This is a genomic window from Streptomyces sp. NPDC046308, assembly GCF_055588065.1.
This window is the reverse complement of the sequence record NZ_JBVJFB010000009.1, coordinates 68,012-82,687: the sequence shown is the minus strand read 5'-3', so window position 1 is coordinate 82,687 and position 14,676 is coordinate 68,012. Positions and strand designations below refer to the sequence as shown.

The following is a 14,676-nucleotide window of genomic DNA, read 5'->3' as shown; positions in this document are numbered from 1 at the left end:
GCCGGCGGATGCAGTCCCCAGCCCGGGCGAGTGGAGGGCGGTGTGAGGGCCGAAGTCTTCAGCGGGGTGTGCTCGACTCGGCTGCCTCCCGGAGGAGGAAGACCTCATCGACGTAGCACCAGGCCCAGGACTCGTCCGGGGCCAGCGAGACCACCACAGGGTGTCCTGTCCGCGCATGATGGGCGTAGGCGTGCCGGCCTGGGGAGCTGTCGCAGCAGCCGACGTGCCCGCACGTGGAGCACCACCTCAGCCGGGTCCAGGTCCAACCGCGGTTTCGGCAGTGCTCGCAGACCTGGCTTGGCGTGCTGGGACTTTCGGGCAGCGCCGTCAAGTGGGAGCAGGTGCGCCCCTCAGGGCGTCCTCCGTCGGGTGCGACCGCCCAGGAGGAGCGCGGCCGGCCAGCCCCGTCGGAGTCGCTGCCGGTGCGGGTCATGTGGATTCCTTCCGGCCTGGGTGGGGGCTCCATCTCTCGCCGGCCAGTCTATTGCGCGAGCGTCGCGGCGAACTGGGCGTTGGTCTCACCGGTGGCGGCTTGCCCATGCTCGGACGCCACTACTGCCTCAGCGCGCTGGAGGCAGTCGGCGTGATCCTGTCCGCCTCGTCGGTGACGTGCGGGAAGGTCTCGAACTGCGTTCACTGAGGGCAGGCGATGTGGACGCGAACGTCCGACCGAACACGGCGCTGCACGCCGTCCGGAAGTTGCAGTCCGCGAACCCCGGTGAGGGGCTGACGCCGCAGTGCGGGAGCCATGGGTGAGCGGCGCAACCCCCGCATCGACGGGCAGGGGGTGTGGCCTGTATGCGCACCCAGGAGGCCCCCGGTACCAGCGCGAGAAACCGTTGGCCGTGCGCGAGGCGGCCCTTGCCAATTGCCCCTACGGCTGGCGGAGGCGACTGTTGTGGTGAGCACTCGACGCGTCTTGGGCACAGGCCCCCGCGCGAGGACTACGTCGCGCACATGAGGCAGGGAACGGTCCCCACGGCGGTGGCGGTATCCACGCCGGTACCCACTTCCTCCTCGACGGCCACCATGAACTGGAGGCGGCTGCCGCCGGCGTCGGCGTGGCCACCGGGACGGCGTGTCAGAGCACGGCCAGCCGGTCCACCAGGAGTTCCACCCTCCGCTCGGCGTCTCCCGGCGGCAACCGTCCCGCCCGGGTCAAGGTGGCCAGCCCGTGCAGGGCCGCCCAGAACACCTCGGTGAACAGCCCCGGGTCGACGCCTTCCCCGGCGACCTCGCCGAGAGTCTCCAACAGGGCGGCGAAGGCGTCCTTCAGCGGCTCCGGGGTGTCCTCGCTCGCGAACGCCAGGCCGCCGTCGAGCTGGAACATGGCGTCGTAGACCGCCGGGTTGCGCTCGGCGAAGTCGAGGTAGGTGCGGGCGAGAGCGGTGACCCGGGGGCGGAGGCCGTCTGCCGCGGAGGCCGTGGCCCGCAGCTCCGCGGCCATCTCGGCGGCGCCCTCGAGGGCGACGGCGCCGATGATCTCGCGCTTGCCGCGGAAGTGGCTGTAGAGGACGGGCTGACTGTATTCGATGCGCTCGGCGAGCCGACGGGTGGTGACCGCGTCCCACCCTTGCCGCTCGGCGAGTTCGCGGGCCGTCGCCACGATGAGGCGCTCACGGTCCGCCCGTTCGCGCTGCTTGCGTTCCTGTACCGACATGACGCGATCCTAGCATCGCTAGACATTCGAGCGGCAGCAGATCTAGCATTGCCTCATCAGCTAGCAACGCTAGATCCCTGGAGGGGGCATCATGCTCAACGCACTCGAGGTGTTCACCACCGTGGTCGTCGGCGTGATGGTGGGGGTGGAGTTCTCCGTCGCCTTCGTCATCAACCCGATCCTCAACGCCCTTCCCGAGGACAGTGGCCAACTCGGCCGCGCCCACGGGGGCCGGATGCTCGGCGCCGCGATGCCGCTCTGGTACATCACCTCGCTCGTCCTCACCGCCGTCTGGGCCATCGCCGGGTGGCACCGCCCCGGCGCCGCCCTCGTCGTCACCGCCGGCGCGCTGCTGATCCTCAGCGTGATCATGTCGATCCTGCTGCTCGTCCCGATCAACAACCGGAGCAAGACGTGGACCCCCGAGAACCGGCCCGCCGACTGGAAGGAGCAGATGAACCGCTGGGACCGCTTCCACTACGTCCGCGTCGCCGTCATCATCGCCGCCTTCGCGCTGCTGGCCGCCGCCATCGCCTGAGCCCGCGGGCCGACACCGCGCCGGCGGCGCGCCATGCGTCGCGGCGTACGTGCAGCGGTAGGAACCGTCCGACGGCGGCCACTCCGTCTGGCCCTTGTCGGACTTGCTCCTAGGGGAGGCGGCAGTTGCGGACCATTGCGTCTGCTCAGCCGGCGGGGAGCGCTGCTCCGGGCGCAGGCGGCCGTCATGGAACGGCGGGGCCTGCGGGCGGCCTGAGGGCGGTGTCCGCGTTCCCCGGCCCCGATGCCGATCCCGGCCTCACGGACGGCACTTTGCGCAGGAGGGGAAGGCGGGCCAGCAGGAGCAGGCCTGCCAGGGCCCAGGGGGCGTCGAGCCCGGTAGCCCATGAGCAGCAGCGCCGAGGCCAGGAACGGCACGCCGTCCAGGAGGAACGGCAAGGGGTGCCACACCGCCCACAACGCGGCCCCGACAGGTGGCCCCACGAAGCCGGTTGCGGTGATCTGCGCGGCGATGACCCGGGCGTTCGTCCGCTCCAGTTCGTGGTCCGCGGCGAGCATCGGAACGCCAGATCTGCGACGACCATCGACCGGCGTCCCGGCATGTTCCTCGTTGAAGCGCTGCACGGGCACCCCGCAGTTCGCCGTCGTGTGACATCGCGGAACCCGGGCAGGCGCGGTTCATGGGCACACTAAAGGACTGGGAACGGGCGATCGAGCAGGCCGAGCAAGCTCTTGCGGAGAAGCTGTTCGGCACTGATGCGGTGAAGACAGAAGTCCTCGAGGCGCTGCTCCGAACCTGCGACGAGCAGGCCGTCGTGTGCAGCGCTCACCGCACCGTGGTGCCGAACATGTACACCGTCGAGCTGCCTCCGCCCGTGTACGCCGAGATCGGACCACACCTCACCGAGGTGGGGCAGGAGCTGACGGACCGGTTGGAGCGCCACGGCGAGCGCGAAGGCTACGAATGGGCCGGGCTGCTCACCGTGCGGCTCACCGCGGCCGAGCATGTCCGCAACGGCCGCTACCAGATCCGCTGTGCCCCCATGGCACACATCACGTCCGCGCCACTGAGCGCCCCGGACGAGTGACCGGGCGGGCGCTGCCCACGTGGTCGAGAGACAGCCGGATGATCAGGTCACAAGTGGCGCGACCGCACACGGCTGCCGTCGGCGAGATGCCTCGCCCTGTCGGCGCTGCGACGCGCCGGAGCGGGTCGGCTGGCCGGGTAGGACTTGGAACGTGCAACCATCACGTTCCACGATCATCGCGTGCGGGGCGGGACACCCTCGCGCCGCCGATCGTTTTGCCCCGCCGCGGGTGCGTCCTGCCCACCCGGGTTGCCGCCGCGGGGTTTTCGCGAAGGCGTTGCATCCGAGTGGTTCCCGCAGGCCCCTGTGCCTGCCGAAGTGCAGCGCCCCGGCCCGGACGGCACAGACCGAACAAGCCGAAGAAGTGCAGGGCGACGTCGGGGCTGGTCACACAGTGGGGCGAGGCCCCGCAGCGCGGCGGAGCCGGTTGGCGATCGCCAGTCCCAGACCCTCCTCCGAGGGCAGGGACGCGATGATGAGGTCGCAGCCCTGCTGGTCAAGTTCGCGCAGGACCCCGTACAGCCCGTGCGCGTACGCGGTCATCGAGTCGGGGACTGCCACCACGGCGTGCGCCTTCACCTGAGGGTCGGCAACGCAGGCAGGCAACAGGACGCCCACCCGATACCCCGACTCCTGAGCGATTTCCGCTTCGGCGACGACCTTCTCCGGTTCGACGAGGACGACCCTCGCACGCGGTGCATAGTGGGAAGGATGCTGGCCAGGCACCCTGACCCGGCTTGTCGAAGGGGCCGCCAGCGGACCACCCAGTAACGCTTCGAGGTCCTCACGGGTCACTCCGCCAGGCCGAAGGATGGTCGGGGCATCGCCCGTGGCGTCCACGATGGTCGACTCGACGCCAACGGCACAGGAGCCGCCGTCCAACACGAAGTCGACGGCATCCCCGAGCTCCGCACGCACGTGGTCCGCAGTTGTCGGGCTGACCGAGCCGAAACGATTGGCGGACGGGGCCGTAACACCTCCGCCGAAGGTCGACAGCAGTTCGAGTGCGACAGGGTGGTCGGGCACCCGCACAGCCACCGTCTCCAGGCCACCGGTCGCTTCCAACGGCACCCGGGAACCACGCCGCAGGACCAGTGTGAGCGGCCCCGGCCAGAAATGTTCAGCCAGCAGGCGAGCCGTCTCGGGCACGTCCTGGACCCAGTCGTCCAACAGCTCCGCGCTGCCGATGTGCACGATCAGCGGGTGGGAAGGCGGGCGTCCTTTGACCTTGAAGATGCGCGCTACGGCAGCGGGATCCTCGGCGTTGGCGCCCAGACCGTAGACGGTCTCGGTCGGGAGAGCCACCAAGCCGCCCGCGCGCAACACACCGGCCGCCTTCTCGATGTCACTGGTACTTGCCGTCACCCTCGCAATTCTAGAAGCACAACGGACCGGCAGTTCCCGGCCCGGCACACGCGAAGGGCCCGCCGGGTCGCCGGGGCGCAGACCGACCACCACCGCGTCGTCGGCGAACGCGCCACCAGCCGGGCCCAGTGCCCCCTCGTTCTTGCTTCACGGACCCCGATAGGGCGGACACGGGTTCCACCTCAGCGCCCTCGGACGTGGTGGTCTCGGGGCCAGGGCGGGCTTGTCGGTCTTGTGCTCGCAGTAGGCCTTGCCCGCCCCGCTCTGGGTAGAGCCGGCCGGATTCTGGCGCCGCACTTGATGGACGACCGCAGCGATCGGCTTTCGACGCCTTCCATATCTGTGACCAGGCCAGCGCAGGGCGAGCCGATGTGTGACGGGGCAGGCGACGTCTTTGCTGCTGTGGTGATACTGGCTCGCCCAACGGCTGAACCTTGGGGCGTCAATCAGCTCGGTTCGCAGACATCCGCTTCAGGCCAACGTATGTTTGGCGTATTCATGCGGGATGGTCATGGAATGCCCACACTGCCATCAGAGCCACCAGACGACAGCCCAAGCGGCGGCCACCAAGAACCGTCCGCACGGGATAGGAGCGATTCCCGAGCAGGCGCCCGCAGCCGTGCGACCCGGTGGATGTCTGGGGCGTATCGCTGGCAGACACTTTGGGCCGCGCTGATCGCTGCTGCCGCCGCGATCGTCGTAGCGGTCCTCTCCGGCCCTAACGACGAAGGCGGCGAACCCGAACGGTCGGAACAAGTGCTTCCAGAAACGCCGAACTCGACTCAAGAGACCGTTGTAGGCATCACCTCGATCTCAGCGCCGCAGTCTGATCCCGATTCCCCTGACAGCGGTCTTCTCGTTTCGGTCAAGGGCAAGGTGGTCAATCTGGCGCAGGACCGCACTGTCGTCGTTGTCGCGACGAAACGGACGTCCGCCTCAGGCCGATACGCTTTCGCCTACGCGGATGTGGACAGGCAGACGGGGGCCTGGGAAGCCGATCTCTCCCTACCGAAATCCGAACGCTCCATCCCTCTTCTGACCGCGGGAACCATGGAACGCGAGAAGCCCCTGGCTTCGAGGACCGACTGCCTTCCTGGTCTTTGCCCGAGCGAGGTACGCCGAGGGCCTTCCGCAAGGCTTGCGAACGACGGTCCTGGTGCGAAAGGCTTCCAGAAGGAGACGCAGCCCCGCGCTGTCCCCACTTCCGACTAGTCGTCGACGTCCCCGTAACGGCGGCCTGTCGTCCAGTTCGCCCTCCATCAGAACGGCCAGGAGCAGGCCTTCGCGGCGGCATCGTCCGCCCCCTTCGGCGCGCGCTCGGGCGGGTGCCATGTGCGTCTCAGGGCGCGGGGGCGGTCTGCGGTTCCTGTCGGTGCTCCTGCTCCCGCTGGTGCGGCGGCCCCTGGGGCCGCAGCGGCTCCAGCGGGGCATCGGCCTGCGGGTCGAGCGGCGGGTCGTCGGGCGAGGCGTGCGGAGGCGCGGGCTGGTGGCCGGGCTGGGTTCCGGGGTGGGTGGGGTGCTCGTCGCCGGTCTTGACCTCCGGGTTCGGCCTCTCCCCGGGCTTGGGGTCGTGCTTGGGGTCGGCCTTCGGCTTGGGCTCGGAGTGGCGGCCTTCGATCGCGAAGGCCTCGGCGATCGCCGAGCTAGCCGTCGCGCTGGTGCCGCCGAGAGCGTAGACGCAGTGGCTGTGCTTGTTCCTGAGGCAGGGAGCCGTGGCCGCGCCCAGGTTGACGCGCGCCGTGGGGAGCGGGGGCAGAGTCGCCCAGGCGTTCGTGGCCGGGGTGTAGGCCTCGAAGGTGTTCACAACGGGGTCGCCGGCCGTGCTGCCGCCCACGGTGTAGACGCAGCCGTTGCTCATGCCCACGGGGCAGGGGGCCGCCGCCGCGCCGAAGTTGACGCGGGGGGTCGGGATGTCGGCCGCGTACTGCCATTGGCCGAGGGCGGGGCTGAACACCTCCACCGAGGGGAGCAGGCCGGCGACGCCGGTACCGCTGATGGCGTACACGCAGGTGCCGTGAAGTTTCAGGTCGCCGGGGCAGGGCGCGGCCGCGCCGCCGTGGGTTTGGCGGGCGACCTGGAGGGGTGGCAGGGTGGCCCAGGTGTTGGTGGTCGGGCTGAACGCCTCGACCGTGGCGAGCGGGGTGCCGGCGCGGCCTCCGAAGACGTACACGCAGGTTCCCCGCAGGCCCAGTTCGACGGGGCAGGGGGCGGTGGCGGCAGCGGTCTCCGCGCGCCCGGTGGGCATGGACCGCACGGTCAGCCACACGTTGGTCTCCGTGCTGTAGGCCTCCACGGTGTCCAGGGTCGCGCCGCCCCCGCCGACGCCGCCGATGACGTAGACGCAGTCGCCCTTCACCCCACCGGGACACGGCGCCGTCGTGGTCGCGGGGTCGTAGCGGGGGAACCTGTGGGCCGGCAGCGTGACCCAAGCTCCGGAGGCGGGGCTGTACGCCTCGAGCTTCTGTCGGTCGCCCACGTCGACGGCGCTGACGGCGTAGACGCAGGTGCCGTGGAGCCCTTCCGGACATTTCGCAGCCGCACTCGACACGACGCTGTAAAACGGCCCCGGCATGTCCGGGAGCGTCACCCACACGCCCTGGGCGGTGGCCGCGGTGGCCGCCAACGCCAGCGTCGGGGCGAGCGACATGACGGCGAGCCGGCGCCAGAGCGAGCGTTTGCGTCGGGCGGGCGGGGATGCCTCGTGTTCGCTTCGCGGGACGCGCCTCATCGGGCACCTCTCTCCGGGCATGCCTCGGCGAGGGCTGCCGCGGCGGGGGAATGGGAGCAACCATGAAGTTACATAGGATGATGCGATAATTGCGGAACGTGATGGCGGTACGTTCCGAGTCCTACCCGGTCAGCTCATCCACCGCGCGGCACCAACGGGGCTGGGTCGCGGTCCACTCCGCCCCGTACCGGCACAGTGCTTGCGCGGACGGCGGTCGTCATGGCTCCACCACGCTCCCCCGGTCAGGGTGCATAGCCGACACGTCCACCCCCCACCGCCGCAATCGGGGACGCGGCCGGACGAGTTCGAAGGCGGTCAGCGGCCCGGCGGCCAGAGGGTTGCCGGCCAGACGCTAGGAGCGGGTGCGGGCGCTCTCGCTGGGCTGATCCTCGTCGCCCCCACGGCGGCGCCGGCGCCCGCTACCGGGCACCGGCGCTGTGGTACCGGGGTCGCGTCAGGCGAGCTCGATGGTGACGATGCCGTACACGACGAAGGCGGCGGCCGGGAGCACGACAAGCGCGAGACGAACGGCCGAGAGCCACAGGGCGAGGGCGCGCAGGCGCTCGGTCCCGGCCCGCGAGCGGAGGACCGCCGTCGCAGGCAGGGACAGGACCAGCAGGAGGGCGGTCAGGAAGAAGGCCAGGGCCTTGGGTGAGGTGGGCTCGGTGGTGGGGCCGTAGTCCTCCGTGATCCCGGGCAGCAGCAGGCCTACGGCACACAGCACGAGGGATGCCAGGATCGTGGCCAGGAAATCGAAGGCAAGGGTGATGGCCCAGCCGACGGGCAGTCGACGGGACGGGCGCGGCATCTGGTTCACCGGCATGCGTTTCTCCGTGAGGACGAGGTGGGCGCGGGGGGGGGGGGGGGGGGGGGGGGGGGGGGAGGACCCCCCCCACCCCCCCCCCCCACCCCCCCCCCCTCTTCTCCCCCCCCCCCCCCCCCCCCCCCCCCCCCCCCCCCCCCCCCCCCCCCCCCCCCGCGGTCGGTCACATGTAATCGCCGCGGTTGGCCATCCTCCCCGTGTTCCATGCCCGCTGGCAGCGGCTGCAGGCGGCACTCTGGGCACCCCAGCGCGTCCACGCCGTGATCTGCGAACCGATGCTGCGTCCCACCCTGTTGTTGTGGAAGTCCGCCATGGAGTCGGCCCGGTCATACTTGTTCTTGGTGTACCGGTGCTTGACCTCGTGGGCGTCGCCGAACGCCTTGGCGATCGTGTAGCCGAGGTCCCACACCAGCATCGCCTGCCAGATGCAGTGCCGGTAGGCGTTCTGCTTGTTGGAGTCCTTGTAGGCGGCCTTGGCCGTCTGGGACGCCCACCAGCTCACGTCCGCCACACCCCAGCAGGCCCACCAGTACCTGGCACACGCCTTGCCCTCGTGCCAGATGTCGTTGATGCCGAAATTCCCGCTGACGTCCTTGCAGCCGACCGGATCGCCGGAGCAGTAGTCGTAGGCATTGGCGTTGCCGCCTTCGACCGGGTCGACCGAGGTGAACCGTCCGGTGACCGGATCATAGAGCCGCGCCCCCATCAGGACCAGGCCGGACTGCGTCTCAGCCGAGCGCTGGTCGGTGCCGACCCAGCCGTAGCGGGCCGCCGGGATCCCGGCCCGGCGCTGCCCGTACTCGTCCGTGTCGAGGGCCACCGGGGCGACCGCGGCGTCCAGCGGGAGCTGGAGCGCGACGTCCCCGTGGAGCGAGGACAGCTGGAGCACGACCTGACCGGTCTTGCCCGTGGTCGCCGCGAGGCCGCCGCCGAGCGAGTCCACGTTGCGGGTCACCTGGCCCGTGGCCGCGTCCTCGACGATCCAGCTCGGGCTGTCGGAGTCGCCGGCGTAGTGGTTGACGCGGGCGGAGTTCTGCACCCACGTCGACCCGCTGCCCGACTCGACCGTCCAGGACCGGAAGCGGTGCGCGGCGTCCAGCTGCCAGGTCTGGCGCTTGCCGGGCACGGTCTCGCGGTAGACCAGGTCGTTGGCGTGGTATTCGACGCCCGTGCCGCCGGGCTGCGTGGTGATGCGGCCGAAGGCGTCGTAGGTGCGGCCGCCGGAGACGAGACGGTCCGCGGTGTCGTACGACTGGCTCTGCACGGTCCCGCCCGATGTGGGGCAGGCCGCGCCCGGCGGGGCGGAGGCGGTGGCCAGTGCCGTGCGGTTGCTGCGCGCGTCGAAGGTGTACGACCGCGTCGTGCAGACGGTCTCGGCGGTGTCCGCCACGGCGGTGAGCCGCCCGACCGCGTCGTAACCGTACTCCTGCTCGGACCAGCCAGAGCGGGTCGCAGCCTGTCCGTGCACGGTGTTGGTCACGGTGTCGGAGTAGACGATCTCACCGTCACTGTCGCGGGTGTACGTCCGCTGGGTGCGGCCGCCCGAGGGGTCCTCCACGGTCTTCACCCGGTAGCCGCCGGGCAGCGTCTCGCCGTCCACGCTGCCGTCGGGGGTGTAGGTCGCCGTGAAGGCGCCCGCCACGGAGTCGACGACCTTGGTGGCCAGGCCGCGCGGCTCGGCGGCGTGGTCGTAGGTGAAGGTCCGCGTACTGGGAACGCTGTCGGAGACCTGGACGGGACGGCCGAGGACGTCGTAGGAGACGCTCGTGGTGCCGCCGTCGGCGTCCGCGTACGAGATCTGGCGGCCCAGCTTGTCGTACGTCTTGGTGACGGTGCCGCCGGTGGGCGACGTGGTCCTGGTTGCACGGCCGGACACGGCGTCGTACTCGGTGGTCACGTCGGGCACGGCCTGACCGCCGTTTCCGGTGACCGTCACCGTGGTGGGCCTGCCGGCGGCGTCGTGCGCGGTGGTGATGGTGCGCGTGGCGCCGTTCGCACTCTCCGTGATCTTGGCCGTGTTGCCCCACCAGTTGTACTCGCTCGTACGGGTGGCCCGCGCGGTGGGGTTGGAACCACCACCGGTGATGGCGCCGCCGGGGCCGGTGGAGCACACCAGGTCAGCCCACTCGGGACGGCCCTGGCAGGAGCCGGCGCCGGAGGCGGACCAGTAGGTGGTCACCGTGGTGGCCGCGTCGTTCCCGGTGCCACCGGGAGCGATCTTCTTGGTCACCCGTCCCTGCGCGTCGTATTCGGTGGTCGTGGTGATCGCGAGACCAGAGGGGTCCTGGATCTCCTGGACGGCCAGACCGCGAGTCCAGTCGTAGACGGTCCGCGAGACGCGCGTGTCGGCGTGCACCGACGGGTGTTCACGCACCTGAGCGCCGGCCGTGCGCCGGGTGATCCGGTCCGAGACGACCGCGGACCCGTCGGTGGGGCGTCCCTCGTCGTATTCGGACACGGTCCAGGCGCGGGCGATGACCGATGTGCCCGCCGCGACCAGCGTGGTGGCGCCGCTCTTCAGGTCCTGCGCGAGGGTTGCTCGGTGCAGCGGTCCGAAGCCGGCAAGTTCACGGGTTCCGGCGCTGTTGCGGACCGTGCGGGTGGAGAGCAGTTCGGCGCGCTCCGCGGTGGGGAGCGATCCGATGCCGAGGTCGACGTTGACGGCGGCGGCCTGGGATCCGATGCCGAGCGCGATGGCGCGGTTGCCCGCGGACAGCTCGCGCACGGTGTTGCCGAACCGGTCGAACTCGGTGGATTCGATGTGGCCGCCCGGCTGGGCGGTGTTCACCTTGCGGGCCGATGCGTCCAGGTAGTGGACGGTGGCGCGGCCGTAGTCGCCGGCGCCGAGGCCGGTGCCCACGTGTGAGGCCGGGACGGCGTCGGCCTGGAAGACCGCGGTCGCGTCGGTCGGCCCCTCGGACTGGCCCCAGGCCTTGACGTCGTTCGCGCCCATCTTGTGGGGTGCGGAGCCGCCCGTGAGGGGCACCTCGTAGACGGCCGAGGTGGTCGCCGTGCCCTCCTGCACGTCCGCGGTGCCCTGCTTGAGGGCGGGTCGAGACGCCTTGAGGAGCATGCCGTCGCTGGCCGCGCTCCCCGTGCCGGCCTTGCCGTAGGTGAGGGTCCAGGGCAGGTCGGAGCCCGGCGTGAGTGAGGTGACGCGGCCGGCCGCGTCGTAGGCGTACTGCGTCTTGGCGGTCTCCGGCAGGTTCGGGTTCCATTCCTGGCGCAGACGGCCGCCGTTGTCGTACCGGTAGGTCGCGACGGTCTTGGCGGTGGCCCCCGCCGCACCCGGGACGGTCGACCAGAGCCGGAGCTCCTTGACCCGGCCGGTGAAGTCACCGAGGGCCAGCGTGGTCGCCGTGGTGCTCGTGGCGTAGACGAACTCGACGACGCGGCAGCCCTTGGTGGAGGGGGTGGCGTTGCAGGTGCTCGCGGTGACCGCCGAGGTCGGTGCGATGACCTTCGCCGGCCGGGCGAGCTGGTCCGTGCCGACGGTGATCGTCTCGGAGACGACCGTGGTGGTCGAGTCCGAGATCCCCTCGATCTGGGTGCTGGAGACCTGCCAGGTCGGTGAAGCGGGGGTGGGCTTGGTGAACTTCGTGATGGTGCCGTCGGGCTCCGACAGCGTGAAGTCGGTGGTGACCGATCCCTGGAGGCTGAGCTGCTGGGCTCCGGCCTGGGGTATCCACCCGTTGCGTGCCGCGTTGGCGGTGAAGTGGGTTTCGCCACCGTCGGAGCCGACCGCCGCGACGGCGGTGTCCGAGATCCGCCGGACGTGGCTGAACGCGGAGGCGGCCGCGTCCGCCTTGACGCCGGAGATCCACTCGTTGCCGAAGACGGGCGCCTGGCCGGCCTGTCCTCCCGCCTGCGGGTTGCGCGAGGAGGAGGTGCGGCCGACGGTGATGCCGAAGTACGCGGCGTCCGTCTGGGAGAGGCGGTGGTCCCCGGTGAGGAGGTTCAGCGAACCGGGGCCGACCGGGGTCGCCGCGGCTCCTTCGCCGTCCCGGTCGACGATGACGGAGAGGGGCGCGGTGCTGCCGGATGCGGAGGCGGGACCGGTGTAGTCCGCCTTGATCTGGATGCTGCCGTCGGGGTCGACCGTGCTCGTGGCCTCCCATACGAGGGGCGCGTTCTTGCCCCCCGTCAGCGGTACGGGCCATGCGGCCAGCGGTGCTCCGCCCGACGTGACGTGGGCGACCGGGATCTGCGTCCAGGCATCCGCCTCGGAACGGCGCCAGGAGAAGGAGACCTTGTCGTAGCGGGCGGCGTCACCCTCGGCAGCGAGGGTGACGCGGCGCGCGGTGCTCTCGTCGTCCGCGGGCTGCAGGAAACCGCCCGGCCCGGCGTGGAAGGTGTAATCGATGGCCGGGGACTTGTTGTCGGCCTTGTCCACGGAGCGCACCTCGATGACGTGCGTGCCGTTGTTGGGCGGGATGACGGACAGGGCCACGTCGGCGGAGCCGCCGTTGGTCGCGGCCTTCGTCCACGTCACGCCGTCCAGGGACCACTCCATCCACTGGTGGTCGGAGCCCGACGGCGGTGTGACGGTGAAGGTGCCGGCCTGTCCGGCTCCCTTGACCCAGCCGCTCGTCGGGTAGTCCGTGGAGACCACGCGGGCCGGGGGCTGCGGGACCGTGGTGTCGACCGTGAAGGTCTTCCAGGCCGACCAGCCCAGGTTGTAGTGGGTGCCGTCGTAGGGGGAGGTGCGGAATTTGTACGTCTTGCCGTCGGTCAGCACGCCGGCCGGGACGGTCACCGAGGCGACCTGGCCGGACGGGACGAACGGGGAGACGATCACGTTGCCGACCTGGGTGTCGGTGGCCGCGTCGAAGATCTGGAAGCTGCCGTTGACCTTGTCCCCGTTCGCGTCGACGAAGGTGTCACGCAGGACCGGCGTCACCGTGTTGACGGTGTAGGCGCCGCCGTAGGAGAAGAACGGCGGTCCCGCCTCCTGGTTCGTGCCCGTACGCGGCCGGTAGTTGTAGGTGACGGTCAGCTTCGGGACGTTGGCGGAGGCGTTGGCGGAGTTGACGCGCTTCCACTGTTTGGTGTTGTTCTCGTCCGTGGCGCGCAGGCCCATGCTGGAGAACGTCCACTTGTTGTTGGCCCAGTGCTGGACCAGGTTCTTGACGTCCGCGGTGACCCAGCCGTCGGGCTGGGAGGCACAGCCCGGGTTGCCCTTGGTCTCGGTGGAGGTGGCCATCTTGGTGACCATGGCCGGCTGGTTGGTCCAGCGGGAGGCCGTGGTGGGCCCGTTGGAGGTCCACACCTCCCAGGGCTGGGCCGAGCAGTCGGTGTTCCCGGAGTGGAAGTTCCACAGCGACAGCTTGGCGTCGGAGATCAGCGCGTCCGCGACCGGTGCGGTGTTCCAGGTGATGAAGGAACGGGCCGTACGGAAGGTGCCGTCGGCGTTCTTGGTGCCCGGGTTGCCGAGGTCCAGTTCGGTGTCGCCTGACCAGTCGACCGTCTCGCCCTGCTGGACGTAGGTGTCGAACAGGTTGCCCAGCGTGGACGTCGAAGGATCGACCGTCACGGGGTACTTGGTGGCCGGATCGGCGAGGAAGCCCGCGTCGGGGGTGACGACGAGGTCCGCGCCGTCCTTGTTCTTGACGACCTTGAGGCCGACCTTCGCGCGGCGGGTGTGCTCACCCGAGGCCGCGTCGACCGCCGAGTCCCACATGACGGGGGCGGGCATCGTCGCGGTCTTCTTCGACTTCTTGTCGGTGAAGAGCACGCTGCCGTCGGGCTGCTGCTCGACCTTGAGGCCCTTGGACCTCAGTGGCAGCGTGTAGGAGAAGCCGGCCGCGGGCTTCGTCTTGACCTCGACGAACTGCTCGAAGCCGGTACGCGTCGCCTCGACCACCACGTCCGCACCCGGCACCGCGTCCCGGTAGGTCGCGCGGGTGCCGTCCAGCACCGGGGCGGGCAGTCCACCGCGCCACTGGAGGGTGATGGCCTCGTCTCCCTGGCCCAGCGTCACCAGGTCGGTGCCCGGCATGGACTGGGCGGCGTCGAGCGACTGGGCCTTCGACCCCTTCTTACCGGAGAGCCGCAGCCCCTGCGGGTGCGCCTTCGACGTCACGGAGCCGTCGGGCGCCGTGGTGAGGTCGACGTCCACATCACGCCACTGGCCCGCCGCGTCCTTGAGGCGGATCGGGCCGGCCGCAACCTCGGAGGTCAGCGAGCCGTCCTTGTTGACCCACGTCGTCGACGTTTCCGAACGCTCCGAAAGCGCTTCGACCCGTTGGCCCGAAAGGCGTGCGGCCACGCGGGCCGAGGGTATGTCGGCGGCGGCGGTCGCCGCGGCGGTCCCCGGCCGGCCGACGGGCACCTGCGGGGCGCCCGCGGCGAAGGCGGTCCCGGAGCCCTGAAGCGCCGAGGCCGCCACCACCAGGGCCATGGTCGCCGCAGTGGCCCCCAGCCGCGCGGGACCACCTGTCAATGCCCGGCCACCCCACCAGCGGGAGCCCGGTCTACTACTGAATTTCACTGCTTCTCCAGAGAGAGAACCACG

General features: G+C 70.6%; 8 protein-coding genes. 2 read left to right on the top strand and 6 right to left on the bottom strand.

The window, feature by feature from the left end:
• Positions 1 to 58: 58 nt before the first annotated feature.
• Together ACZ6JT_RS30150 and ACZ6JT_RS30145 are read right to left on the bottom strand one after the other, a co-directional pair.
• On the bottom strand, positions 59 to 433 hold the full coding sequence (locus ACZ6JT_RS30150) for a UBP-type zinc finger domain-containing protein (protein WP_469214567.1): 375 nt from the start codon (positions 431 to 433) through the stop codon (positions 59 to 61).
• 648 nt (positions 434 to 1,081) lie between these two features.
• Positions 1,082 to 1,660, bottom strand: coding sequence for a TetR/AcrR family transcriptional regulator (locus ACZ6JT_RS30145; protein ID WP_469214566.1), 579 nt, complete (start codon positions 1,658 to 1,660; stop codon positions 1,082 to 1,084).
• A 91-nt stretch (positions 1,661 to 1,751) separates the two neighbouring features.
• Between ACZ6JT_RS30145 and ACZ6JT_RS30140 the strand changes: the two genes are divergently transcribed.
• Positions 1,752 to 2,198: an anthrone oxygenase family protein gene (locus ACZ6JT_RS30140; RefSeq protein WP_469214564.1), complete on the top strand. Its 447-nt coding sequence runs from the start codon at positions 1,752 to 1,754 to the stop codon at positions 2,196 to 2,198.
• Between the two features lie 640 nt (positions 2,199 to 2,838).
• The gene (locus tag ACZ6JT_RS30135) at positions 2,839 to 3,246 is read left to right on the top strand and encodes a DUF3662 domain-containing protein (protein WP_469214562.1); all 408 of its coding nucleotides are present in this window, start codon (positions 2,839 to 2,841) and stop codon (positions 3,244 to 3,246) included.
• Between the two features lie 387 nt (positions 3,247 to 3,633).
• On the opposite strand, the gene ACZ6JT_RS30130 is transcribed toward ACZ6JT_RS30135, so the two are convergent.
• The 4 genes from ACZ6JT_RS30130 to ACZ6JT_RS30115 form a co-directional block, all read right to left on the bottom strand.
• The gene (locus ACZ6JT_RS30130; protein WP_469214560.1) at positions 3,634 to 4,611 is read right to left on the bottom strand and encodes an L-threonylcarbamoyladenylate synthase; all 978 of its coding nucleotides are present in this window, start codon (positions 4,609 to 4,611) and stop codon (positions 3,634 to 3,636) included.
• Between the two features lie 1,339 nt (positions 4,612 to 5,950).
• Entirely contained in the window at positions 5,951 to 7,258 is a 1,308-nt protein-coding gene (locus ACZ6JT_RS30125; protein ID WP_469214558.1) for a Kelch repeat-containing protein, read from the bottom strand.
• 535 nt (positions 7,259 to 7,793) lie between these two features.
• Positions 7,794 to 8,162, bottom strand: a complete 369-nt coding sequence (locus ACZ6JT_RS30120; RefSeq protein ID WP_469214556.1) for a hypothetical protein — start codon at positions 8,160 to 8,162, stop codon at positions 7,794 to 7,796.
• A gap of 163 nt (positions 8,163 to 8,325) precedes the next feature.
• The gene (locus ACZ6JT_RS30115) at positions 8,326 to 14,562 is read right to left on the bottom strand and encodes a DNRLRE domain-containing protein (RefSeq protein ID WP_469215003.1); all 6,237 of its coding nucleotides are present in this window, start codon (positions 14,560 to 14,562) and stop codon (positions 8,326 to 8,328) included.
• Positions 14,563 to 14,676 lie beyond the last annotated feature (114 nt).